Source organism: Komagataeibacter saccharivorans, assembly GCF_003207825.1.
GTDB lineage: Bacteria > Pseudomonadota > Alphaproteobacteria > Acetobacterales > Acetobacteraceae > Komagataeibacter > Komagataeibacter saccharivorans.
Genome location: NZ_NKTY01000018.1, coordinates 12,133 through 36,414, shown reverse-complemented (window position 1 = coordinate 36,414; position 24,282 = coordinate 12,133). Strand labels below are relative to the sequence as shown.

Genomic DNA, 24,282 nt, shown 5'->3' with positions numbered 1-24,282 from the left:
AAGCATGGCATGGAAACATGATATGCGATGTTCAACACCTGTTCCATGAAATTACTTCGCGCGCCGGGGCCAGCATGGAACAGTCGTCAAAGGGCATCATCAGAACAGTATAAAAAATCATTACTCATAAAATATCGCAAATGAGGCGACAGCTTCTGCCCGGCTTCATAGGGAGATTGCTTCAATCGGCGGTTATGCCAGTCAGGGCCATATCGATTATCGTCCAGTTCGTGCTTCTGGCGACCGCCGCGATGTAGCCATCGGGACGTATGAGCCAGATACCGTTTTCATCCGGTGGCTGACACACACGGGGAGCCAGCAAGGATGAGTGACGCGCGATCATGGCCCGCGCTCCGGCATTGTCCGTGGATGCGAGCACAAAGCGGGGAATACCGCCCCCCGCGCCGTCATGTCCGAAAACCCATCTCTGTCCCGGTTCGGGGCCATGCAGTCCCCGCGACGACCCCGCGTTGAGGGGGCTGTCAGGATACCCTGTCGTGATACCGGCAAACCTGTTGGCCATGCCGCGACGGATTGCCGGAATGCGGAAACCCTGTTTTACAATAAAGTTGCGTATCTTCTGCGCCAGATGACCTCTGAGCAGAACAACACGGGTCATGCGACCGGAATCCGACAGGATCTGCCGTGCAACGCCGCTGCGTTCGATACTGTAGCTGTCCAGCAGGGATCGCCGCGCCAGCCGCTGCTCGACAAGCGCCAGCTTCCAGCCAAGATTGAAGGCATCCTGCATGCCCGTATTCATGCCCTGACCACCGGCGGGACTATGGACATGGGCTGCGTCGCCCGCCAAAAACACGCGGCCCCTGCGGTAATCCCGCACCATGCGTTCATTAACCCCGAAATCCGACAGCCACACCGGATCGGACAGGATGGTCCCGTCCGGTCCCCGCCGGTCAACAATGGCCTGCATTTCCTCAAGATCGGGCCTGTGCAACGGAACCGGACCTGAATCGGCTATGATACGGGAACGGTCATGCGAAATCGGAAAGAACATGACAGCCCCGTCGGGGTGCCAGAAAATCGCCGGCTCGTCAGGCGGGATCGCAGACCCGGCTACATGGGCATCCGCGATGACAAAACCCGTAGGCAGGGTGTCGCCTTCAAATACAAGGCCAAGCCTGCCGCGCACGAAAGAATGCGCCCCGTCGCAGCCGATGAGCCACGCGGCCTCCATTACTTCAATCCCGCCCTGTGCATGCGTAAGCGTGCAGGTAACACGCGCTCCCCGATCCACGAAATCGGTCAGTTCCGTTGCGCGTTCGACCGTGACGCCAAAAGTGCCGAGATGTTCTTCCAGCAACCGCTCGGTTTCAGACTGCGGAATCATCAACAGGTAATTGAAGGATGAGGCAATCGTCCCGAACGGAATCCGGGCGAGTGTCGTATTACCAGTATGCAGGCTGACAGCGTGCGCATGCAGCCCCGCAGCCACGAAAGCATCCGCGCAGCCCGCCGCGTCAAGCAGTTCGAGGGTTCGGGGCCAGATGGCCAGCGCGCGGGACCGGGTGGTCCGTGTCGGCAGCCGGTCTATAACCCGGACAGGCACGCCATACCGGGCCAGTGCAATGGCCATGGTCAGCCCGACAGGCCCCGCGCCGGTAACAAGAACAGGCTCCGACATGATTTTGGTCCGAAAAAGAGGAGGCAAGCCGAAAAATACGGATACGCACCACCCCGTTAACGTCAGATATGTCGGGACTGTTTCCTGTGCCCCGAAGCGTATGGACCAGCTTCTGACAGCTTGGTTGGCTTTTCAATGACCGGAACCCGCGTGGGGTGCCTTCGGTAATCGGGGCAGCCGGCTCGGAGGCAGCGCGAAATGCCCGGAACGTGATGTCGGCCCCATGAATCCCGCCGTATAAATCATGCAATCGCTGAGGGCAGGATTACGGCCATGATTGATCTTTCGGACATCGATACGCTGATTTTTGACTGTGATGGCACCCTTTTGAATACACCGCCCATTTATGCGCTGGCATGGACCAAAGGGTTTCAGGAAACCGGGAAACAGATGCCGCGGGAATGGTTCATGGCCCGCGCGGGCATGTCCGATCATGTTCTGATGGACGCGTTTGAAGGGGATTTCAAAGTTCGCATCCCCAGCCGCGCCAGAGCCATCGAAGCCATGCGCCGGGAATTTTTCACCAACATTGCCGACCTTAAGGAAATCGCGACCGTAGCCCAGATCGCGCGATCAAACCACGGAACCCGCCAACTGGCGGTCGCATCCGGCGGTGCCCGGCCCATTGTCGAGGCCTGCCTGAAGGCGACACATCTGTTCGATCTTTTCGACAGGATCGTCACGATCGAGGATGTTGCTCACCCCAAGCCTGCGCCGGATCTATTTCTGAAGGCAGCGCAGCTCCTCAATACAGCGCCGACACGCTGTTTTGTTTTTGAAGACACGCAGTCCGGTCTCGATGCCGCCCATGCCGCAGGGATGCGGTGTATAGATGTTGCACAGATAATTCCCCCGGCATGACGGACACGTATTGCCATTAATCCTTTGGACCTGCCCCCCTGCCCATGAACAGCAATGCTGCCGTCCTGTCTGCGTTCGAGAAAAACGCGATGACTGTTTCTGGACTGCGCTCACGCATTGACGGCGTGTCAGCCGCGCATCGGGCAAAGCGGCAATCCATGCCATGAAATGACCCGTGGGTGTGGCGATGCCCATGACGTTGCAGCGACTTTTCAGTCCTGCCATGCGGCTGGCCGCGATGATCGCGGGGGCAGCTTTCCCATGTGACCGGCCCCCGCCACGCGGTTGATTAAACCGGCGCATGGCCGCACAAGGGATGGAGAGGATCGCCCGTTATTTATGGCCGCCCCGGATGCCGCATGAACAACAGGGCGAACCGGCAGGCAGGCAAGGCAGGAACCGCATGGACCCGTTAACCGATATTTCCTTTGCCCCCGGCATCGACGCGGCATTGCAGGCGCGCGTGCTGACAGCCCCGCATTTCCGCCGCTGGTATGACAGCATGCGCGCCCGCTTCACCCTGCGCCATGTGCTGGTGCGCGATGCAGTGGCCTTCAGCGCGACCCGCATGGGCTTTATTCTGGTGCAGGCCGATGCCCTGCATCATGGCGAGCCTGTCCCCGGCCTCGCCCTGCTGCGTGGTGATTCCGTCTCCGTGCTGATCGTGCTGAAATGCCCCGGCCATCCCGATCGCACCATCCTGACACGCGAAGCACGCGTACCCATCGCCCGGCCCGACCTTCTGGCCCTGCCCGCGGGCATGCTGGATGGTGGCGCATTTGTCAGTACCGCGCTGCGTGAACTGTCGGAAGAAGTGGGCGCGGATCTGCGCGTGCGGGAAAAGGACCTGATCAGACTGACGGATGTCTGGCTTTCCCCCGGCGGCTGTGACGAAGCCATCGGCCTGTATTACACCGAACTGCATATAGAGGAGGCGCTGGCCCGCAGCCTTGCCGAACGCCAGACCGGCCTTGCCTGCGAGCATGAATATATCCGCCTGCACGTCGTCAACATGGCTGACCTGCCCCGTATCGGCATGACGGACGCCAAGACCCTGCTGTCATGGCATATGTATCAGGCACGTCATAAATAACCGCGCCGCTTTTTTTGTTGACACAACCCCGTGAGGTCAATCATAAGGGTGGGAAGCAGACCTGCCTTGTGCAACTGCTTCTTGGACGTTTCCTCCCTAAACTCAGCGGTGCGCATGCACCGCTTTTTTTTATCCTTTTTTATAGATAAGTCCTATAACTGTATGTCGTGTCGTATAATCACAGCCACGACATAACAGACCGGAAGGAAGCAGCATGAGCGGTATCTTCAACGACGTGATGGGCAAGCTGAGCGAACTGGCGGGTGCCACCGGCCTGTCGCAGCAGGTTCATTCCTATCTGTCGCAGTTGCTTACGCCCGATACCCTCAATACCATGCTGGCACAGGCGGAACAGGCCGGACTGGGCGACAAGGTCCGTTCATGGGTTGGCGATGGCCACAACCTGCCCATTTCCACCGATGAACTGCGCACGCTGCTGAACAACCAGCAGGTACAGGCCATGGTGGACAAGACCGGCCTGCCCGCCGCAACCATCCTGCCGGTTCTGGCCCACCTGCTGCCAGAAGCCGTCAACGCCCAGACCCCGCAGGGCAGCGTACCCCCGAAAACGGCGTAAGCCATGATCGGGCCGGTCACGGTTCCGGCCCGTTCCTATTCCGCCGCCACCTGCCGGGCCAGCAGGTCGCCGTATTGCGCGATGGCGGCGAACAGGTCGGTCAGCACGGCCTGTAGCGATACGAAGCCCGCATGGGGTTCCAGCGAATCCTGATCCATGTACAGGCCACGGCTGATTTCAAGCTGCAGGGCCTGCACGCCCCGACGTGGCCGACCGTAATGACGGGTCACATAGCCACCGGCAAACGGCACGTTGCGGGCTACCGTGTAACCATGCCCGCTCAGCACATCTTCCACCAGCGTCGTCAGTTCCGCCGTGCAGGACGTGCCCCAGGCATTGCCCAGCACGAAATCAGGCATCTCGCCCCGCCCCTGCGGCGTCGGCATGGAATGGGCATCAAGCAGGATGCAGCAGCCATGCTGGTCCCGGCATGCCTGCACCAGACGCGACAGCGTATCGTGATAGGGCTGCCAGCAGGTACGGATGCGCGTTTCAGCCTCGCTGAACGGTAACGGACGGGGATAGATCGGCCCGTCGCGGGAGACGATGCGGGCAATCGTACCAAATCCGGCGCGCACCTTGCTGCTGGTCGTATTGCACCAGTGGGGCAGCGGATCGCGGAACATGGTGGGGTCCAGTTCCCACGCTTCGCGGTTGACGTCGCAATAGGCACGCGGAAACGTGGCGTGCAGCATGGTCGCCCCCTGCCCCATCGACCCTTCGCACAACCGTTCCACGTAACAGTCCTCGCTGCGCCGCAGCGCATGTGCATCCAGCCGTGACATGCGCAGGAATTCAGCCGTGTAATCACGCCCCGAATGTGGGGACGCGACGATGACGGGGGCTGCCCTGCCCTGCGGCGCAAGGATGCGCAGTGGCGGGTCGACAGGGGCCGTCACGGCAGATCCTGCGCCCCAGCCAGGCTGGCAGGCCGCGTTACACGCGTGGACAGGCAGGCATGATGACACATCCCGACATAGGGACAGGCGGCGGCTTTCGGGTCAATGCGATTTTTTTCAAAAGGGGGGTTGCATCCCCCTGAAATGGTGAGTAAAAGCCATCTCACCGGAGCCGATTGGGCGCATAGCTCAGCGGTAGAGCACTATCTTGACATGGTAGGGGTCACAGGTTCAATCCCTGTTGCGCCCACCACTCGGCTCCGGGTATTCCGCCAAAAACCAGCGTTGTGTGTGATAATTCCCGAAACGGGAAAGTCTACCAGCGTCTATATCTGTCTACGGTAATCTACCTCGATCTGTGGAAAATCCGTGGAGTGTTTTTGGCTTGTACCCGCGCCCCATCCCCCTATAATCCACATGCTGCGGCACCCATCCGGTTGGTGCTGGTCACACTGTCGCGGCACCATGCCGCTGCGACAAGACGCTCACAACGAAGCGGAACCACAGGACAGTTCTGGGATCAATTTTCACATTCCTGTCGCTGCCAGAGGAAAATCCCAGCCAGCATGTCTCCCCCATCGCGCTGGCGGCGGGTGTCCATTATTCCATGCTGTCACCTGCTGTCCCGGATGCCCTTACCAGTCTGAAACCGGCCCTTCATCCTCCTCATCGGGTTCCAGCGGGTCTATCAGGCCGTCCTTGTCGGGATCTATCGGTTCATCTTCATCCCAGTCGGGGGCCGGACTGTCGGGATCGCCCAGCGGGTCGTCATCCGGGTCCTCGTCGGGGTCCGGGCCGGGATCGGATATCGGTGTCGGCGGCACGGATGGCGGCGCTTCAGACGGCACGGGGATATCCGGGTTATCTTTTACCTGCATCCTGAGCATGGCGCTTCTCCATAAAGGATGCCCGTGCAACGGACGGTACGGGACAGGAGTTTCACCGCAGGCAGCACGCTTTTCTTATACTGTGATGCAAGGGACGCGGCACTCACTTCTTCGGTAATTGCGACGCACTCGTAATTACGGCAAGCTGCCATCATACGGGGAGCATCACGCGGTGCATCGTGCCAGCATTCCAGGCGTTTGCAGGCATGGTGCGCCGCTTTCCCGATGCACCCTGAACCGGAAAAGGAAATGCCTTATGCCTGTCTCCCGCCTTAAACTATCTGCCGCCCTTGCCATCGGTCTGGCCGTTCTACCTGCAATGGCCCATGCCGCCGATACGGCAACGGCCCATCTGGTCGGAACGGACGGAACCGACCGGGGGACAGCCAACATCGCGGAAGCACCCAAGGGCGTTATCCTGCGCATCATGGCCAAGGGGCTGACCCCGGGCTGGCACGGCATCCATTTCCATGAGAAAGGCGATTGCGGCCCGCCGAAATTCACCAGCGCCGGTGCGCATGTGCATGCGACCACGCCGGTCGTGCATGGCCTGCTGAACCCCAACGCCAATGATGCGGGCGACCTGCCCAACCTTTTTGTCAATCAGGACGGGACGGCGACGGTGGAGCTCTATTCCACGCTGGTTTCGCTTAACGGCAAGGATGGCCGCCCTGCCCTGCTGGATGCCGATGGCGCGGCGCTGGTCATTCACGCCAACCCCGACGATTACAGGACGCAGCCGATTGGTGGCGCGGGCGACCGTGTCGTCTGTGGGGTCATCCGCTGATTACGGCCTGATCGCTTGATACGTCGAAGCCGCCCTGCCCCGCTGCGGGGCGGCCTGTGTCCCTGCCCGTTTCCGGCGGGATGCGAAAATGGTGCTGCTTCATACTGGTGGACAGATTTTATCTGCCCGTCCTGAAGCCGATGCGTTGGGCTGACTTTGAAACGGCCCGCGCCGGTGTTTCGGTCGCACTTCAGGGTGTCGTCCGCACGATCCTGCATCACGGCGCCCTGTCCCGTGCGGTCACGGCATTCTGGGTGCGCGACGAAAGTGTATCGCCCACGGAAAAATTTGTTCTGGTAAAACTGTCCAGACTGCCAAGGGACAGCAGTATCGCCAGCCAGAATAGGCTGCCCAGCGCAAAGATCGCAGCCAGTGGCGGCGCCAGCGTAATACGCATGAAGCCAAAGACGATAACCAGCCCCATCAGCACCGCCACCGCACATATGCCCGGCCCGAAACCGGTCGTGGCGATAGCCAGTTCCCCCATGAAAAGCACCATGAGCGCGCCCCAGCATGCCATAACGCGAACCATCACACCCGCCCGACCAGATAGAGGACGGGAAACAGCAGTATCCAGACCAGATCTACAAAGCTCCAGTACAGTCCAACCACCTCCACCGGTATGACGGGCACGGGCTGCCCCCTGCGCCGGGCCATGCGGTAACAGACCCACAGGATCAGTCCGATCCCCACCAGCATGTGCAACCCATGCAGCGCGGTGGACAGGAAATAGAAGCTGTAGAACAGTTGCGCGCCACCCGCATCCGGCCCCGAAATGGAAAAACCCGCACCGGGAAACAGGTGTTCGCTAAATTCGAGATGCCATTCCCAGCTTTTCAGCCCAAGAAAGGCGACACCCAGCCCGGCGGCACCCAGTGCGGGGGCAATGATGCGGCGCGCGCGTCCCGCCCGCGCGGCTACGACCGCAAGAGTGTACATGGCGCTGCTGGTCAGCAGCAGCAGCGTGTTGATGCTGCCTATGATAAGGTTGGTATGCCGCACGCCCATGATCCATCCCGCCCTACGGGTGTGCGAATAGACCAGAACGACCAGAAACAGCCCCCCAAACAGCAGGACTTCACTGGCAAGGAACAGCCACATTCCCGCCACCGCCGTTTCGTCACGGTGTTGCGGCGTGTCATAGGGGGCAAGGTCGTCAGGCATGGGGCGGCTCCTGACTGGCGGCCCGGTTCGCCTGATCCAGCGCGGCGTAATCATATGCGTCATGATTTACGACGGGGACATGCGCAAAGTTTTCCGTGGGCGGGGGCGAGGATGTGCGCCATTCCAGTCCGGTTGCCTGCCACGGATTGTCGCTCGCGCGCGCACCACGCAGCAATGACCATGCGAAATAGACCAGCGGCAGGATATAGGCCAGCGCAAGGATACTGGCACCCGCAGATGACAGTACATTAAGCACCTGAAACTGCGCCGGATAGGTTGCGTACCGCCGTGGCATCCCCTCATACCCAAGCAGGAACTGCGGAAAAAACGTCAGGTTGAACCCGAAGAACAGCAGCCCAGCCGCAGTCCGTCCCCACATTTCGGGATACATCCGTCCCGTTATCTTGGGCCACCAGTAATGCAGCCCGGCAAAATAGGCCGAAACCATGCCCCCCACCATGATGTAGTGGAAATGGGCCACCACGAAATATGTCTGTGTCAGGTGTACGTCACTGGCCAGCGATGCCAGAAACAGCCCGGTCAGCCCCCCCACCGTAAACAGGCCGATAAAGCCCATGGCGTACAGCATGGGGGCATCCAGCCTGATCGCCCCGCCATGCATCGTCCCCAGCCAGTTGAAAACCTTGATGGCCGAGGGAACCGATACAAGGAAACTCAGCATGGAAAACACCACGGCGGCGTATAGCGATGTGCCCGCCACGAACATATGGTGCCCCCAGACCAGAAACCCGATCGAGGCAATGGAAATGGAAGACCAGGCCACGAACCTGTAACCAAAGACCGGCTTGTGGCAGAAAGTGCTGACCACCTCGCTTATCACCCCCATACCGGGCAGGATCATGATGTAGACCGCCGGATGGGAGTAGAACCAGAACAGGTGCTGGAACAGCAGCGGGTCACCCCCAAGCGCGGGATCGAACACGCCCACATGGAAAAAATGCTCGAACGCCAGCAGCACCAGCGTAATGCTGAGTACCGGCGTCGCCAGCACGAAAATGACACTGGTGGCATACAGCGCCCATAGCATCAGCGGCAGACGGTACCACGTCATGCCCGGCGCACGCAGTTGATGGATGCTTATGATGAAATTCACCCCCGTCGCGATGGAGGAAAAACCGCTGAGGAACACCCCCGCCACCACCGGCAGCACATGGCCCTGCGTATAATCGGTCGATAGCGGCGTATAGAACGTCCACCCCGTTTCCAGTCCGCCCCGGAACAGGCCGTAAACAACCAGCATCCCGGCCATGACGAACAGGTACCAGCTCAGCAGGTTCAGCCTTGGAAAGGCCAGATCCCGCGCGCCCAGCATCAGCGGCACGAGGAAATTGCCCAGCGTGACGGGAATGGAAGGCACCAGAAACAGCCAGACCATGACAACGCCATGCAGGGTGAACATGCGGCTGTAGGTCTCATCGGACAGGATGGCCCCGGCAGGCACGAGCAGTTGCAACCGGATCAGGGCCGCCCCTACGCCGCCGAGTATGAAAAACGCGGTGATGGACGCCATGTAAAGAAGTGCGATCCGTTTATGGTCGGTCGTCAGCAGCCATGACCGCAGGGTGCCGTCCTGCCACAGGTAACCGTTCGCGCTGTCTGCCATCGGTGCCATGGACATTCACCCCCCGTCACGCGCGGTAACGGCCGCAGCCCCCATGCCCGCAGGCACGGATGGCGACAGTGTCTGGATATAGGCCACCAGTGCCGCCAGATCGTCTTCCCCCAGTACGCCACGGAAGGACGGCATCGTGGTGGTATAATTTGCCTGCGGTGTGCGCGCGGGCCCAACATGAAGGATGGCGTCATGCAGGAAGCCGCCATCCACCCGCACGGGCCGCCCGTCGGGGCCGGGGACCAGGCTGCCATACAGCCCGACCATGGATGGTGCGCGGCTGGTGTCCTGCGCATCGGGCGCGTAACGCCCCGATACGTGGCAGCCGCTGCATCCATTATGGATGAACAGCATTTCCCCCGCCGTGGCCAGACTGCCACTGGCTGGGGTATGATCCAGCCAGTCGGCGTATTCGGTGCTGCTCAGCACCACCAGCGTACCCGTCATGCGCGAATGCCCGATGCCACAGAACTGCGTGCAGTAAAAACGGAAGGAACCGGGACGCGTGGCAATGAACCATAGGCTCTGGTACCGTCCAGGCAGGACATCGTGCTTGATCCGCAGCACGGGGATCGAGAAATCATGGATGACATCTTCCGATGTCATCAGTAGCTGCACCGGTCGTCCCAGCGGGACATGCAGCGCATTGATCTCCCGCTGACCGCCGGGATACTGCACCTTCCACATCCACTGCCTGCCGGTCACATAGATCTGGATCGCACCCGATGGTGGCTGGAACCCCACCACGTACAGCCGTGCCGCCCATATGAACAGGGCGAAGAAAATCACCAGCGTCGCCACGGTCCAGCCGATTTCAAACCCCCAGCTTTTATGGACCACGGCTTCATGCGAAACCGGCACCCCGCTGCCAACCCGGAAGCGGATGATGTTGAGAACCATCAGCCCGAACACCAGCCCCAGCACCGCCAGACTGATAAGCAGCAGCCCCGCGAGCAGGACATCAACCCGCGTGGCATGCCCCGAGGCTTCAGGCAGCCAGCTCATCGCAGGCCCCGCCTGTGCGCCATGAACAGCATCGTCCCCAGCATCAGTACGGTCAGCCCACCGCCGATCCGTAACAGTTTTTCCACCGCCAGCGTGTAACGCCCCGTCGTTTCGTCGTAATGGAAACACAGCAGCAGGACCGGCGATGCCGCAACGCGCTCGCCCCGCGCAGCATGGGCCACCGCCTGGCGCACATCGCCGGGCTGGTAGCCCACCCCCAGCACATAGCCGGACACCACGCCCGCAGGGGTCACGAACACCAGCCCCATGGGATGGAGATACTGCCCCAGCCGGGGATCAAAGCGCGCATGGAACCCCACGGCGCGCGACAGACGCCCGATGCTGGCGGCGTCCCCGGTCAGGAAATGCCATCCTGCCCCCGCCGTGGATGCGGGAAAATGGGCCAGATCGTCATCGCGCGCCTGACGCGCCTGCACCGGCGTTTCAGACGGGTCGATGCTGACAACCAGCAGGGTATAGTCGGCAGGGCTGTGCAGCCCGCTACGCGCCAGCGCATGCAGAAGGTCCGCGCGTTCCAGTCCGCACATGTTGGGACAGGCGTAATACCCCATTGATACAATGGCGGGCCTGCCACCAAGGAACGCCCCCAGCGGCCGCACCTGTCCCGTGGTATCGGCAAAGCGTGCATCCAGTGGCAGGGCGACACCCTGCCGGGGCGTAAAGGCCAGTGCCTGCGTCGCCTCATCCGCCGCGACACCGGTTCCACCCCACGCAATAATGACCGGGCATGCCAGCATGGCTGCCAGCATCACGCTGCGCCATCGTGCCGCCATTGCCCCCACCGTATTCATGGCGCATCACCTTGGGGCCAGTCGGGAATACCATCGCGCAGGGTCTCCTGCATGGCCTGATCGATGGGGATATGCCCGATGCCGCGTGGCCGGTCGGTCCAGCCGAAACTGTTCATGATGGCCATTTCCCGCGTGTGGAACGCCGCCATGTCCGCCGGCGGGTCGGATTGCAGGGCCGGTTCCGCAATGACGGGAAAGGGCGGCCGGAGCAGCCGGTCGAGTGATTTCTGCGGGAACAGCACGTCCGCCAGTATCACCAGCCCGCCCACCACCATGCCGATGACCACGCCCCCCATGACCGCCGCACGCAGGGAAATGTCGCGGGTTTCATGGTGCGATTGCGCTGATGCAGGATGTTCAGACATGGGCGTCTCCCGGCTGTACGGAACATGACAGGACGCTTTCGCGGTTCCTGTGGCGCAGGACCAGCAGCGCGCTGCCGCCACCGAAGAAGAAAAGCGACAGTCCCACCCCCGCCAGCGGGACGGGCTGTGTCCATGTGGGCAGGACCAGCCAGAGGTTGCGCAGTATTTCCATGCCTGTCAGCAGCCCCGCCGCCAGCATGATGGCAGGCCGCCGGGCCTGAAGTGGCGACAGCACCAGCACGGCAAAGGGCAGCAGGAAATGCAGCGCCACGATAGTCAGCGCCACGCCCCCCCATGCGCCCCGCAGCCGGGGCGCGTACCACGCGGCTTCCACCGGCAGGTTCGACTGCCACACAATCAGGAACTGCATGAAATCCAGATACGCCCATAGCACCGTCAGCCCCAGCAGCAGGCGTGCAAGGTCGCGCAGGTCCTGCCCCCGCGTCCACATCCCTTCCATCAGCACACCCACCGCGAAGGCCAGCAGCACCGAACCGGCGGCGGCGATCAGCCCGTACGCGCTGGAACTGAAATGCGGATCAAGGGATTCGGTCAGATCAATCGCGGCAAAGCCGGAGGTAAACGCCAGCGCGATCAGCCCGACAGGCGCAGTACGCCCCACATCACGCCCGCGCAGGCAGACAGTCCCAAGCCATCCCCACACCAGCACGTAGGCCACCACCCGTCCCATGGCAAAGGGCACGTTCAGGTAAAAACCGTTGGTGATCCGCGCCCCGCCGCCGGGCTGCACCCACGGATACAGGTGGCGCGCGCCCCACAGCACACCCGCCAGCGCGGGTATGCCCAGCGGCAATGTGGCAATCCCGGCGCGCAGGGCGGGACGCAGGATATCCCCCCACCGTCCCCCCGTCAGCGCATGCACCAGCACAAGCGCCATACTGCCCAGCGGCCATCCGATCCATGCGGCGCATACCGCCAGCCACGCCGGGAAAACCGCCTGCGGCACCCGGATCGCCGCTGCCACCACAGCCACCAGCGCAACAGCCGCGACACCGGCGGCGATACGAAGCGCGTACTTCATTGCGCGCTTGCCTGCTGTTCGGGCGTCATATCGGCGCGGGTGGCGTGCTGGCTGCGCGCAAGGGCGTGAAGATAGGCGACGATGGCCCATCGGTCCTCCGGCGCGATCCGCTGGGCAAAGCCGTACATGATCCCCTGCCCCACGGTAATGACATCATAGACGTGGCGCGACGGCAGGGCATGGCCATCCGGCGTGACCAGCGGCAGGGGGGCGGGAAAGCCGCGCTGCACCACCATGCCGTCACCATTGCCCGTTTCGGCATGGCATGGGGCGCAGAAGGCATGATATTCGCTGCGCCCGCGTTGCAGCAGGCCCGCCGTAAGCGGGGGCACGGGATGCGGCGCGTCGTGATAGGGCACGGTTCCCTGCGCAATATCCGCCGGTGCGCTGTTACGGCTGGCGTACGGGTTTTCCCGGTCCTGCTTCGACATGTCATCGCACCCGCCGGCCAGAAGCGGCAGGGAAATGGCCATGATGCACACGGACCGCACCGCGTTCATGGCCCGATTTCCTCAATACCCAGCACCTCGTAGCGCGACAGCATCTGGCGCGCCCTGGCACGGTCGCCTGAACGCACGACCAGGACATGCGCCCCCTTCATCACATCGCGCATGGCGGCACTTTCATCCACAGGGTCATACAGGCGTGGAAGGCGCACGGTTACGAAGTAGCCGATAATTCCCGCCAGCATCGCGCCCAGTACCGCCAGTTCAAAGGTGGCGGGGATATAGGACGGCCATGACAGGTTGGGCCTGCCGCCAACATCAAGCGGATAGCTTATGGTCGTGGCATAGACCTGCATGCCAAAACCACCCATGCCGCCCGCAACACCCCCACCCAGCATCAGTACAGGCAGGATGGAGCCGCCGCCGTTATCCCCGGCCTGCGTGCCGGTATAGGTTTCGACCACGCATGCCCCCTCCCGCCGCAATGTGGTGGCGGCGTCGTTCAGGGTCGCCTCCGTGGCGAAGGCGGCGATAATCAGGGCCTGTCCTCCAGCACTGCCCGCATCTCCGCCATGGCCAGCATGGGGATGAAGCGGACAAGCAGCAGGAAAGCGGTCAGGAACAGCCCGATCGTGCCCGCCAGAAGGCTCCATTCCCACAGCGTAGGCGTATACTGACCCCAGGCGGACTGTAGCTGCGTGCGTGCAAGGCTGCTTACGATGATCTGGAAACGTTCGAGCCACATGCCGACCAGCACGCCCAGACAGATTGCCCATACCACCGGCTGCTTCATCCGCACCCCGCGCCACCACAGCAGTTGCGGGAACACGATATTCAGCATGATGGTGCCCCAGTAGACGGGCGCATAAAGTCCATGCAGCCGGAAAGCGAACATGGTCCGGTCAGCCTGATCGGGGCCGTAGAATGTCGAAAAGACATCCATGACATAGGCATATGCCACGCACAGGCTGGCGGTCAGAAGCAGCCTGCCCAGCACATCAATATGCCAGTCGGTGATATAGGGTTGCAGCCCAAGGGCCGGACGCAGGGGAATGACAGCCAGCAGCACGATGGCGAACCCCGACAGTCCCGCGCCGAATACAAAAAATGGCGGGAACTGCGTGGAATGCCAGCCGGTTGCGGCCCCACCGGCAAAATCCATGCCTACAATACTGTGCACCGACACCACCAGCGGCGCCATCAGGGCCGCCATGACGCCGTAGACCGGCTGGTAATGCCGCCACTGCCGGGCCGACCCACGGAACCCCAGCGCCAGCACGCCATAGAACACGCGCTGCCACCGGCGCTGCGCGCGTTCGCGCAGGGTGGCAAGGTCAGGCAGCAGCCCGAAATACCAGAACAGGACGGAACACAGCACGTAGGCCAGAATGGCGAAGAAATCCCATACCAGCGGACTGCGGAACTGCGCCCAAAGCCCCATCGTGTTGGGATAGGGAAACAGCCAGTAGAAAAACTGCGGCCGTCCCAGATGCAGGATGGGGAATATGGCCGCACACAGTGCCGCGCACAGCGTCAGGCTTTCGGCCAGCCGGTTGAGCGATGTCCGCCATGGCGCGCGCAGCAGGAAAAACAGGGCGGAAATGAACGTACCGCCCGATGCAATGGCAATCCACCACACGTAATTGAGGATATCGAAACCCCACGCCACGGGCCAGTCGATGCCCCATATCCCCAGCCCCGCGTAAAACAGCCACGCAACCGACACCACGCCCCCCGCCAGCAGCGCCAGCGCCATGCCAAGGCACAGCCACCACCACAGCGGCGTCCACAGCCCCGCATCGGGGCGCAGGGTGGTGACGCATACCCGTTCCGTCATGGACCACGGCGTCTCGCCGGGATGGACGATGCGCCCGGTCATGACCCGATATCCGGGTTCGGATTGCGGATGCGCCCTTCATATGTCACGCGCGGATGCGTGCCCTGTTCAGGCAGGGCGGCATAATCCAGCGGGCTGGCCTTGCGCCGCGATACGTCCGCAATGGGATCGTTGATGTCGCCAAAGCTTATGGCCCGCGTGGGACAGGCGGCCTGACAGGCGGTGACCACCTGTTCGGGCACGCCATCACGGTCCGCCACGATCCGGGCCTGCGCTATACGCTGCACGCAGAACGTGCATTTTTCCATGACCCCGCGCGTGCGGACCGATACATCGGGATTGCGGCTGGGGGCGGGGCGGTTTTCGCGCTGGGCAAAGGCAAAGTAATTGAACCGCCGGACCTTGTAGGGGCAGTTGTTGGAGCAGAACTTGGTCCCGATACACCGATTATAGACCATGACATTCAGGCCTTCGGAATCATGTGTCGTCGCCCCCACCGGACAGACGGTCTCGCACGGGGCCTGCTCGCAATGCATGCACAGCATCGGCTGGAAGAACGTATCGGGCGCGGCCTCCGTTCCTTCATAGATGCGGTCAATCCTCAGCCAGTGCATTTCCCGCTGATGCAGCACCGCATCGCGTCCAACCACCGGCACGTTGTTTTCCACCTGGCAGGCGACGACACAGGCATTGCAGCCGATGCAGGCATTCAGGTCGATGCCCATGCCCCATGCCACGGCTGCATCCGGGGGCCTGCGGTACAGCGTATCCTCCTGCCCCGCCTCCGTATCCTTCAGGAATGCCGGGTTGGCCCTGTACTGCTCCAGCGTGCCATGACGGGCGATGTCCGATGGTGCGGTGTTGATGATCGTGGCGTGATGTTCCGTACACGCCACCGGAACGGAGGGAACCTTCGTCACGTCAACCCGCACGGGGCCGGTCGCGTCACGGAACGGATACAGGTCGGTGCCGACGTGATTGCCCGTCTCCCCCGCATGAATGCGCCCCCAGCCCAGAAAGCCAACCACGCATCCCGCCGCCTGTCCCGGCTGTATCCATACGGGCAGCCGCGCATGGCGTTCCCCCTGCGACAGATCCACCACATCGCCGTTGCGCAGGTGCAGGTCGCGCGCAAGGTCCGGCGGGACCAGAAGCGGGTTGTCCCACACCACCTTGCTCAATGGGCGCGGCAGTTCCTGCAACCATGGATTATTGGCCCCCCGCCCGTCCCACAGATGGGGGTCGGGCCGCAGCAGCAGGACGGGCTGCGCGGGCGTGCGGGGAAATGAGGCGGGAGACGCCACCCGTATGGCCGCGGGCTGCAACGCCGCACTGACGGACGGGGATCGGGTCCGCGCGATGACGCCCGACGCCAGGGCATCATGCCAGTCCCGTGCCGATGGCAGATGCTCGCGCCACGTCGCACGCAGCAGATCGGATGCGGGGCGCAACGGCTGGCCCATGCAGGCATGCAGGGCGCTGAGCAGGTTCATCCCGCCATAAAGCGGCATGGCCTGTGGTTGCACGATGGCGACCGTGCCGTCATGCCCACGCACATCGCCCCAGTCCTCCATCCCATGCGCCAGCGGGACATGCCAGCGCGCGGCCAGCGCCGTTTCATGCGGGCGGTCCGCAAGGGTGATGCTGCGCGCCACATGGCCAAGCGCGGCAGCGAAACGCGGAGCCTGATAGACCGGATTGACATCCACGATCAGCAGCGCGTCCACGCCCCCGCTTTCCATATCCGCGATCAGATCCGACAGCGTGCCCTGTGGGGCAGCGGGCTGATATTCGGGCGTTGCGATCACATCGAACACCCGACCGCGCCCGCCAAGGGCCTCGTTCATGGCGTGTACCACGGCGTGGACCTCTGGCGCGTGGTCGGGACCGAGATGGATGACGGCCCGCCCCCGACTGGCACGCAGGTCCGCGGCAACGGCACCCAGCCAGTCCGGGCCACCCGATGGCGCTTCGTTTTGCAGGATACGGGCGGATAACCGGCCAATGACCTCGTTCAGCACGGCAGGCGACACGCTAAAGCGGTGATCCGCCGCCACGCCGGTCAGCGATGGCGTGGATTCCACCGCATATACCCGGCTCATGACACCCCGCACCGGATTGCGCCGCGCGGCAAAGGCGCGCGCATGGGCCAGATGCCCCGGCGCGCTGTCCAGCAGGTCGCTGTCCAGCGCAAGCAGCACATCCGCCTGCGTCAGATCAGCAGTAACCGCAGTCGGCTGCCCGTAGGCGAGACTGGTCCCCCGGCTGACATTCTCCCGCCCGATCGCATCCCACCGGTGCCACACCGCACCCGGACAGGCAGCCAGTAGCTGATCTATGGTCCGGCCCAGCGCAGGCGACGTGACCGTGCCCGTCAGGATACGCAGCCTGCGGCCCGGCTGGCCCCCATCGGAACGCGGGGCCGTGACGGCAGCGCGCATTGCATGCATCGCATCCGCCAGATCCTGCCACGATACCGGCATGCCCCGATGCAGCGGACCGGTGGCGCGGTCGGGATCGTAAAAATCATGGATGAGGGCCTGCGCCATGACATCGGTCGCACCAAGGCTGGCGGGATGGGCGGGATTGCCTTCAACCTTGATGGGGCGGCCCATCTGGTGCGTCACCAGAATGCCCTCGGCGTAGCCATCGCGCACATGGGCGGTGGCGTAGATGTTGGGAATACCCGGCACCACGCCTTCGGCAGCCCTTACGGCGGAAACGAAGCCCCGGTCAGGCGTGCCCGGACCGCACCCGGCCATTCCCCCGCCAGCCAGCGCCAGTGCAAGCAGCCGCAGCGTCCGCCGCCGGTCCAGTGGATGCGACAGGGCGGCTTCAAGCTGGGGAAACCGGCGTGCCAGTTCGCTATCCGGCAGGGCCATGAGCCGCCGCACCGCCTGCGCACCGGAAAACCGGCCTAGCGGTGACATATCGAACATTCCGTAAGATTACGCCCGCCTACGTGATAACGCGCCAGCAGCGCCGCTGGTCCGGGCGTGGACGGGACGCGATGCCAGTCGGTATCGAATATGTTTTCAGCGGGACGCAGGCTGGAGCCGGGATCGCGATGGCAGTCCAGACAGAACTGCATTGTCAGGCTCTTTGCCTTGTATGTCAGCGCCATGGTGGCGACATTGCCATGGCAGCTTTCACAGCCGACACCCTTCGTGACGTGGATGCCGTGGTTGAAATAGACATAATCGGGAACATCGGTCACGCGCTGCCAGGTCATCGGTGTATTCCTGAGGAAGCTGTCACGAATGCCCGCCAGTACCGCTGCATCCGTCCATATCTGTGAATGGCATGTCATGCAGGTAAAGGTCGGGGGCATGCTGGCCTGCGCGCTGCGTTCGACGCTGCTGTGGCAGAACCGGCAGTCAATACCCAGCCCCGCGACATGATGCTGGTGACTGAAGGGAACCGGCTGTTCGATCGTCCACCCCACCTGCCGTGCATAATCGGTATACGGCCACGCGAACCACAGCAGGCACCCGCTTGTGACCGCGCAGGCGATGGCAAGCACGGATGCAGTCATGATGACATTGGCGCGGGGCGTGAACAGCGCTGCCATCCGTTTGCATCCCGTTTTTTATATTACGCTTTATACTTCCGGTTACCGCATGATATCAGGTTGCCCCGACCATTGCGCAAGCAGAACGCCGTGGACGTAAAAAACGATCCCTTCACAACGCAGTGAATAATAATTCTCCGTCGTGTGCCGACGTTTTCACTTCTTTATTGACGCCTTTATTGTTCCACTACGAAACTTACGGCGCGGGGGTAACGTTCAGGCAGCGCAATCCAGCAACAGGAATACGGCCATGAGCAGGAATTTCAGGACGGATGGCGAACCCCCTCCCCTGGCGGACCGAAGCATCAAGCCCCCTTTCGCCACGCCTCTGGAACGAAGGAACGGCATGCTGACCACCTTGATGGTCATTCTTTTTCTGGGCGGAATTGTTATCGGGTGCCTGTTCTCGCCCCATATTCCCCTGCCCAAATTCTAGCCGCCCTGGCGGCAGGTCAGGTCACAGGGACGCGCAGGCCCATTTACGCCGCAACATCCGTCAGCAGCACGACCGCTGCTTCGTGTGCAATTACGGTCAGGTCCGTGGCATCGGTTACAGCGGCGCCATCGCCCGCGTGCAGTATGCTGGCGTCAATACTTACTGTGCCTGACACCACCACAAGATACAGGTCGCGTCCGGCGCTGGTCTGGTAGGCCGCGCCCTCCCCCGCTGCAATGGCGGCGTGCAGCAGGCGTGCGCGCGCACTCAGGGTAACGGGGGAACCGTCCGATACACTTTCGCTTTCCTCCGGGTCATCTTCGGGAAAGCCGGATGCAAGGATCGTAAAACCCCCATCCTCGAACTGCGCCAGCGCGGCGCGGGTTTCCTGCGCGGGGGTCGTGCCCTCCGTATCGGCCATGAGCCAGAACTGGATGAAGGACGCGCCATCTGCGCCCGCCTTCCATTCCAGTGTCCGGCATCCCCTGCCCGTGCTGGCCAGATGCAGGCCGCCCGCACACACATCTTCGGGCGCGAAGTCATCGGCATGGGCAGTGACACGCCCGCTACCCAACCAGGTCAGGATATCAACGCTGGCTTCCGGCCCCAGATGGTAGGACCCGCCGGGTGGTAGCGTACCCGTATTGATGGCGCGCAGGCGTCCTTCGTGCATGCAGGCCGGATCGCGGTAATCCGCAAATGCGAAATGACACCGCAGCGTCAGGCCATCCGAACGGGCGCTGCCCAGTGTATCCGAGCGCCGGATCGTTATCATGCCCTGTCCCTCATGCCCGCTTTTTCGTCTTCTGTTTCTGCGGATAGATATCTTCCCATCCGCCCCCTACCGCGCGGTAGAGATGCGTTACCGATCCTGCCACATGCGCCGTGGCGTCCACCAGTGCGCTCTGGGATGACAGCAATGCGTTCTGCAATGTCAGCACGTTCAGGAAGTCGGATGAGCCCTGCGTGTACTGTGCCTTCGCCGTCTCGACCGCGATCTCGTTTTCCTGCACGGCAAGGGCCAGTTCATCACGCTGCCGCTGGGCCGCCGTGAAATCGGCCATCGCATCGTCGATTTCCTGCCATGCCTTCAGCACGGTGCGCTGGAACATCGTCGCCGCTTCCTTCTGCTGCGCGCGACGCAGGTGCAACTGCCCCGTCAGGCGTCCCCCTTCAAAAAGGGGCAGGGTCGCCGTAGGGCCAAAACCGTACTGCCGCGATGCCCACGACCCCAGCCCGCTGAACTGGAGCGCCTGCACATCCAGACTGCCCGACAGGGTCACGCGCGGGAAGAAATCGGCGATTGCCACGCCAATACTGGCGGTTGCGGCATGCAGGTGATCCGCCGCCATGCGGATATCGGGGCGGCGTTCAGCCAGTTCCGATGGCAGGCCGACAGGCACCACGGCGGGCACGGCCGGAATATCCCCCGCCTTGCCCAGTTCGGCATCCAGCGCGCCGGGTTCACGCGCCACAAGGAAGCTCAGGGCATTGAGCCTGTGCGTCACCTGCGCGCGCAGCGGGGCCAGACGGGATGTGAATGTATGAAGCTGTCCCGTGGCCTCGGCCACATCCAGCCGGGTTGCAGCCCCCTGCTGGAAACGCAGGGTCGTCAGCCTGACGCTATTGGTGGAGATCTCGATATTATGTTCAAGGATGCCAAGCTGGGTCTGCGCGGCACGCAGGTCGATGTAATCCTGCGCCGTCTCGGCCATGAGGGAGACGAGCATGTCCCGCCGCATTTCCTCGGTTTCGTGCATGGCGGCGGTGGCGGCTTCCACCTGACGGCGCACATGGCCCCAGAAATCCACTTCCCATGACGCGTTCATGCCATATTGCGGCAGGTTGAAGGACGGATTGCCAATGCTGCCAGGCAGCGCGGTGGGGCCAAAGCCCTGCGTGCCCGATGCGATGGAACCCGCTCCCTCACGCTCCATCGTGCCCAGCAGGCCCAGCACGCCATTGGTGCTGGCGCGTTCACGACCGTAGGACGCATTGGCCTGTGCATGCGGAAACTGCGCGGCGCTGGCGATCCGCCGCTCCGCCTGACTTTGCATGAGACGCAGGCTCGCCGCCCGCAGGTCGAGGTTGGAAGCCGCGACCTCGTTTTCCAGCCGGGTCAGGACGGGATCGTTGAACAGTTTCCACCACTGCGGATCGGCGGTGGCGCCCGTCACCTGGCTTTCGGCTGGCGGCTGGGTCGCGCGCCATGCCTCGGGCGCCCTGACCTGCGGCTTGTGATAGTCCGGGCCAACGGTGCATGCCGCCAGCGCCAGCATCGACAGCCCCGGAAGGAGGAGGCGCTTCACCGCGTTACTGCCAGACATAGCGCGCGTCGCTGGCATGCGGGCCTTCCGGCGTGGAAGATGTATCGATATTCGCTTCGACCGACATGCCGACACGCACCCGCTCCGCAAGTGGCTGGCCGGGGTCGAAGGTGAGCTTGACGGGGATGCGCTGGACCACCTTCGTAAAGTTGCCGGTTGCGTTATCGGGCTGGATGGGGGCGAAGGCCACGCCGGTCGCGGGCGCAAGGGAGTCCACATGCGCCTTTAGCGGATGGCCGGGAAACGTATCGACCCATATGGTCGCGCGCTGCCCGGTCTGCACCTTCGTCAGTTGGGTTTCCTGAAAATTGGCCAGCACGTAGGCTTCATGCGTTGGAACGACGGCAAGGATGCCCGTGCCCGGATGGACGTAGTTACCCACACGCACCCCGCGTTCGCCCACAACGCCATCCATGGGGGCGGGAATGGTGCAGTAGGACAGGTTCAGTTCGGCCTGTTTTTCATCCCCCTGCGCGCGCAGCAGCACGCCACGGGCGCGTTCAAGCTGGCCCTGAAGGACGGCAACCTGACGGATGGCGGCGTCCACGCCGGCCTGATCGCGTGATATGGCGGCTTCGGCTTCCTTCTCATGGGCATCGGATGCCTGTTTCTGCTCGATGGTGCCTGCCCCGCCTGACGACAGGTTGCGGTACCGCGTCGCGTTCTGGCGCGCGAACACCAGTGCCGCCTGATCGGCCAGCACGGCGGCGCGGGCCTGCGCGATTACGGAATCCTGCCGTGCGATTTCCGCTTCCAGATTGGCGACATCGCCCTGCGCCGCCTGCCGGTTGCCGCGTGCGACCTCCAGTGCCGCGCGGTAGTCGTCATCCTCGATATGGGCCAGTTCCTCGCCGGTGTGGACCTGCTGGTTGTCCTGCGCGATCACCCGGTCGATACGTCCCGAAACCTTGGGGGCTACGGTGGGGAAATCCGCCGTGACATAGGCATCGTTCGTGTACTGGTTGACACCATCGCCATTGACCAGCCGCGTGCCACCCCAGGCGACAAGGGCGAGCACACCTGCGGCGCAACCGGCGTAAAGCAGCGGTTTCTTGTAAATCATGATCGGTAATTCCGGTTTAGCGGGCTGGAGTATCGGGGGACGGCGCACGCGGCGGATAGACCCGGTGCGGCAGGATGAGATTCATGACGGCGTAGCCAAGACAGACCCAGATGAGGATGTAATAGATGTCGTTCAGCGCCAGTACGAGCGCCTGTTCATGCACGTAGGTATGGAAAACCTGCAGCGTGTTGCGCGCCACATGCGCACTGTCGGGCGATGTTGCGGATAGCTGCTGCCCGATGGGGTTGCCCATGCCCTGCAGCGCAAGGCCGTGCGTGCCGTTATGGTCCAGCAGCATGGTGGAATGGTACTGTTCCCGCCGCCGGGTCAGCGCGGCGAACAGGGCATAGGCCACCGCATTGGCCAGCCCCTTGAGCATGTTCACCATGCCGGAAATGAACGGCCCGTCCGCAGGCCCCATGGCCATGGTCGCCAGCATGAGCGTGGGGATGACGGTCATGGGCTGGCCAAAGACCTGCAGCACCTGCAGCACGTAGAAATTGTCGCGTACCCAGTCCACCGTAAGCCACGTGCCCAGCCACGCCGCTGCCGCCAGGCACAGCATGCCCCCCGCCAGCACATAGCGGCAGTCCACCGTGCGCCGGTTGCAGATGGCCGCGATCAGCGGCAGCATGATAAGCTGCGGCAGCGCCACCACCAGCGCCACGGGCGCGGCCTGTATGGGTCGGTAACCACGCACGCCCTCAAGATAGACCGCCGGAATATCCCCCATCATCGCGCAGATGGCGAGAATCCCCACCAGCGATAGCAGCGACGCCTGAATGTTACGCGACCGCCAGTACTGGATGCGGAAATAGGGGCTGGGGTGAAACGCCTCGTTAATGACAAAGACGACGAAGGCCGCACCACCCCACAACGCCAGATCCGTGATGATTGGGGAACGGAACCAGTCCAGCCGGTCGCCCTGATACAGCACGATGACCAGCGAGCAGATGGCAGGCAGGCCCACAAGGATGCCGAACCAGTTGAACTTCTCGAACCGTTCAAAATGCATGGGATCACGCGGCAGGCCGTAAGCCATCATGGCGATGGCGGCGGCGGCCGTGGGTATGATTTCCCAGTACAGCCAGTGCCAGCCCACATGTTCGAACCAGAACGCTTCCAGCGGCAGGCCGAGATTGGGGCCGAAGGTGGCGCTCATGGCATAGCCGCCGATGCCGAACACCCGGATCTGTGGTGGCAGGTATTTCAGCATGACGGTCATCAGCACCGGCGGCAGGCACCCGCCCGCCAGTCCCTGAAACGCACGCAGGATGCACAGTGACGTCACATCGGGCATGAAGGGTGCCGGGATGGACAGCAGCGCGAGCATCGCCGTCATGAAAATGGAAAAACGGTAGATGGAAAACGTCATGTAAAACCATGGCGTGAAAGCCATGGCGGCAATATTGAACGCTTCATAGATGGCGATGACCCACGTGCCCTCGTCGTGGCCGATATGCATCGCTCCACGAATATCGGACAGGCCGATTTCGGTTACGTGTTCATTAAAACCCGCCACATGCACAGCCAGCAGCATGCCAAGGCAACCGATGACCGTCCGCAGCCCGAACGGCGGAATATACGAAGGCCGTGGCGGGGAGGCATGAATGACAGGCCCGTCAGCCGCCTGTGCAGTAGCAAGGTTGTTCATGTGCGCACTTGATCCCTACGCCCCGCGCCGCGACAACCCCCATTTCCGGCAGATGACGATTTCGATTTGCGGAATGAAAAACCGGCAGACCCCGCAACTGTCACGATAGCACGGACCGTGACCGTATCCGGTTCACGATGCGTAGGGGACGCCACGGCCCATACCGCCCCCTTCCTTCCCC

24 protein-coding genes and 1 tRNA gene are annotated in these 24,282 nt (G+C 62.7%); 6 read left to right on the top strand and 19 right to left on the bottom strand.

What is annotated here, in order from left to right; genetic code table 11:
- Positions 1-181 precede the first annotated feature (181 nt).
- A complete protein-coding gene (locus CFR79_RS10865; protein ID WP_110547921.1) occupies positions 182-1,642 on the bottom strand; it encodes an FAD-dependent monooxygenase in 1,461 nt (486 codons plus the stop codon).
- 273 nt (positions 1,643-1,915) lie between these two features.
- On the opposite strand from CFR79_RS10865, the gene CFR79_RS10860 reads away from it, so the two are divergent.
- The 3 genes from CFR79_RS10860 (at position 1,916) to CFR79_RS10850 (ending at position 4,173) form a co-directional block, all read left to right on the top strand.
- A complete protein-coding gene (locus CFR79_RS10860) occupies positions 1,916-2,503 on the top strand; it encodes an HAD family hydrolase (RefSeq protein ID WP_110547920.1) in 588 nt (195 codons plus the stop codon).
- 403 nt (positions 2,504-2,906) lie between these two features.
- Positions 2,907-3,596 (top strand): NUDIX domain-containing protein, encoded by a 690-nt coding sequence (locus CFR79_RS10855; protein WP_110547919.1) that lies wholly within the window; start codon positions 2,907-2,909, stop codon positions 3,594-3,596.
- Between the two features lie 214 nt (positions 3,597-3,810).
- Positions 3,811-4,173, top strand: coding sequence for a YidB family protein (locus CFR79_RS10850; RefSeq protein ID WP_102323837.1), 363 nt, complete (start codon positions 3,811-3,813; stop codon positions 4,171-4,173).
- A gap of 35 nt (positions 4,174-4,208) precedes the next feature.
- On the opposite strand, the gene CFR79_RS10845 is transcribed toward CFR79_RS10850, so the two are convergent.
- Positions 4,209-5,072, bottom strand: coding sequence for an N-formylglutamate amidohydrolase (locus CFR79_RS10845; RefSeq protein ID WP_110547918.1), 864 nt, complete (start codon positions 5,070-5,072; stop codon positions 4,209-4,211).
- Positions 5,073-5,250: 178 nt separating this feature from the next.
- Here CFR79_RS10845 and CFR79_RS10840 point away from each other — a divergent pair.
- Positions 5,251-5,325, top strand: a tRNA-Val gene (locus CFR79_RS10840).
- Between the two features lie 382 nt (positions 5,326-5,707).
- On the opposite strand, the gene CFR79_RS10835 is transcribed toward CFR79_RS10840, so the two are convergent.
- Entirely contained in the window at positions 5,708-5,959 is a 252-nt protein-coding gene (locus CFR79_RS10835) for a hypothetical protein (RefSeq protein WP_110547917.1), read from the bottom strand.
- A 256-nt stretch (positions 5,960-6,215) separates the two neighbouring features.
- On the opposite strand from CFR79_RS10835, the gene sodC reads away from it, so the two are divergent.
- Complete coding sequence (gene sodC, locus CFR79_RS10830; protein ID WP_102323907.1) at positions 6,216-6,746, top strand: superoxide dismutase[Cu-Zn]; 531 nt, start codon at positions 6,216-6,218, stop codon at positions 6,744-6,746.
- A gap of 217 nt (positions 6,747-6,963) precedes the next feature.
- Here sodC and CFR79_RS10825 read toward each other — a convergent pair whose 3' ends face one another.
- The 12 genes from CFR79_RS10825 to CFR79_RS10770 are packed head-to-tail and all read right to left on the bottom strand — an operon-like array spanning position 6,964 to position 18,621.
- Positions 6,964-7,278, bottom strand: coding sequence for a hypothetical protein (locus tag CFR79_RS10825; RefSeq protein WP_258373550.1), 315 nt, complete (start codon positions 7,276-7,278; stop codon positions 6,964-6,966).
- On the bottom strand, positions 7,278-7,910 hold the full coding sequence (locus tag CFR79_RS10820; protein WP_110547915.1) for a cytochrome c oxidase subunit 3: 633 nt from the start codon (positions 7,908-7,910) through the stop codon (positions 7,278-7,280). Before CFR79_RS10820 ends, CFR79_RS10825 begins: the two co-directional genes overlap by 1 nt.
- Entirely contained in the window at positions 7,903-9,543 is a 1,641-nt protein-coding gene (locus CFR79_RS10815) for a cytochrome c oxidase subunit I (protein ID WP_110547933.1), read from the bottom strand. The genes CFR79_RS10820 and CFR79_RS10815 overlap by 8 nt, the downstream gene beginning before the upstream one ends.
- Positions 9,544-9,549: 6 nt before the next feature.
- The gene (coxB, locus tag CFR79_RS10810) at positions 9,550-10,548 is read right to left on the bottom strand and encodes a cytochrome c oxidase subunit II (RefSeq protein ID WP_102323910.1); all 999 of its coding nucleotides are present in this window, start codon (positions 10,546-10,548) and stop codon (positions 9,550-9,552) included.
- Positions 10,545-11,360, bottom strand: coding sequence for an SCO family protein (locus CFR79_RS10805; RefSeq protein ID WP_258373546.1), 816 nt, complete (start codon positions 11,358-11,360; stop codon positions 10,545-10,547). Before CFR79_RS10805 ends, coxB begins: the two co-directional genes overlap by 4 nt.
- Positions 11,357-11,725 carry a hypothetical protein gene (locus tag CFR79_RS10800; protein ID WP_258373545.1) on the bottom strand — a complete coding sequence of 123 codons (369 nt, stop codon included), beginning with the start codon at positions 11,723-11,725 and terminating at the stop codon, positions 11,357-11,359. The genes CFR79_RS10805 and CFR79_RS10800 overlap by 4 nt, the downstream gene beginning before the upstream one ends.
- Entirely contained in the window at positions 11,718-12,767 is a 1,050-nt protein-coding gene (locus CFR79_RS10795) for a hypothetical protein (protein ID WP_258373544.1), read from the bottom strand. Before CFR79_RS10795 ends, CFR79_RS10800 begins: the two co-directional genes overlap by 8 nt.
- Positions 12,764-13,267: a c-type cytochrome gene (locus CFR79_RS10790; RefSeq protein ID WP_110547913.1), complete on the bottom strand. Its 504-nt coding sequence runs from the start codon at positions 13,265-13,267 to the stop codon at positions 12,764-12,766. The genes CFR79_RS10795 and CFR79_RS10790 overlap by 4 nt, the downstream gene beginning before the upstream one ends.
- Positions 13,264-13,746 carry a DUF3341 domain-containing protein gene (locus CFR79_RS10785; protein ID WP_258373549.1) on the bottom strand — a complete coding sequence of 161 codons (483 nt, stop codon included), beginning with the start codon at positions 13,744-13,746 and terminating at the stop codon, positions 13,264-13,266. Before CFR79_RS10785 ends, CFR79_RS10790 begins: the two co-directional genes overlap by 4 nt.
- Positions 13,747-13,748: 2 nt before the next feature.
- Complete coding sequence (gene nrfD, locus CFR79_RS10780) at positions 13,749-15,092, bottom strand: NrfD/PsrC family molybdoenzyme membrane anchor subunit (protein WP_110547912.1); 1,344 nt, start codon at positions 15,090-15,092, stop codon at positions 13,749-13,751.
- The gene (locus tag CFR79_RS10775) at positions 15,089-17,980 is read right to left on the bottom strand and encodes a 4Fe-4S dicluster domain-containing protein (RefSeq protein WP_110547911.1); all 2,892 of its coding nucleotides are present in this window, start codon (positions 17,978-17,980) and stop codon (positions 15,089-15,091) included. The genes nrfD and CFR79_RS10775 overlap by 4 nt, the downstream gene beginning before the upstream one ends.
- Complete coding sequence (locus CFR79_RS10770) at positions 17,968-18,621, bottom strand: cytochrome c3 family protein (RefSeq protein WP_110547910.1); 654 nt, start codon at positions 18,619-18,621, stop codon at positions 17,968-17,970. Before CFR79_RS10770 ends, CFR79_RS10775 begins: the two co-directional genes overlap by 13 nt.
- 250 nt (positions 18,622-18,871) lie before the next feature.
- Here CFR79_RS10770 and CFR79_RS10765 point away from each other — a divergent pair, with 250 nt between their 5' ends.
- A complete protein-coding gene (locus tag CFR79_RS10765) occupies positions 18,872-19,057 on the top strand; it encodes a hypothetical protein (RefSeq protein WP_102323916.1) in 186 nt (61 codons plus the stop codon).
- Between the two features lie 43 nt (positions 19,058-19,100).
- Here CFR79_RS10765 and CFR79_RS10760 read toward each other — a convergent pair whose 3' ends face one another.
- The 4 genes from CFR79_RS10760 to CFR79_RS10745 are packed head-to-tail and all read right to left on the bottom strand — an operon-like array spanning position 19,101 to position 24,101.
- On the bottom strand, positions 19,101-19,832 hold the full coding sequence (locus CFR79_RS10760) for a pirin family protein (protein ID WP_110547909.1): 732 nt from the start codon (positions 19,830-19,832) through the stop codon (positions 19,101-19,103).
- Positions 19,833-19,842: 10 nt separating this feature from the next.
- Positions 19,843-21,366 (bottom strand): efflux transporter outer membrane subunit, encoded by a 1,524-nt coding sequence (locus CFR79_RS10755; protein WP_102324257.1) that lies wholly within the window; start codon positions 21,364-21,366, stop codon positions 19,843-19,845.
- 4 nt (positions 21,367-21,370) lie between these two features.
- Entirely contained in the window at positions 21,371-22,447 is a 1,077-nt protein-coding gene (locus CFR79_RS10750; RefSeq protein WP_102323918.1) for an HlyD family secretion protein, read from the bottom strand.
- A gap of 16 nt (positions 22,448-22,463) precedes the next feature.
- Complete coding sequence (locus CFR79_RS10745) at positions 22,464-24,101, bottom strand: MFS transporter (RefSeq protein ID WP_102323919.1); 1,638 nt, start codon at positions 24,099-24,101, stop codon at positions 22,464-22,466.
- Positions 24,102-24,282: the final 181 nt, after the last annotated feature.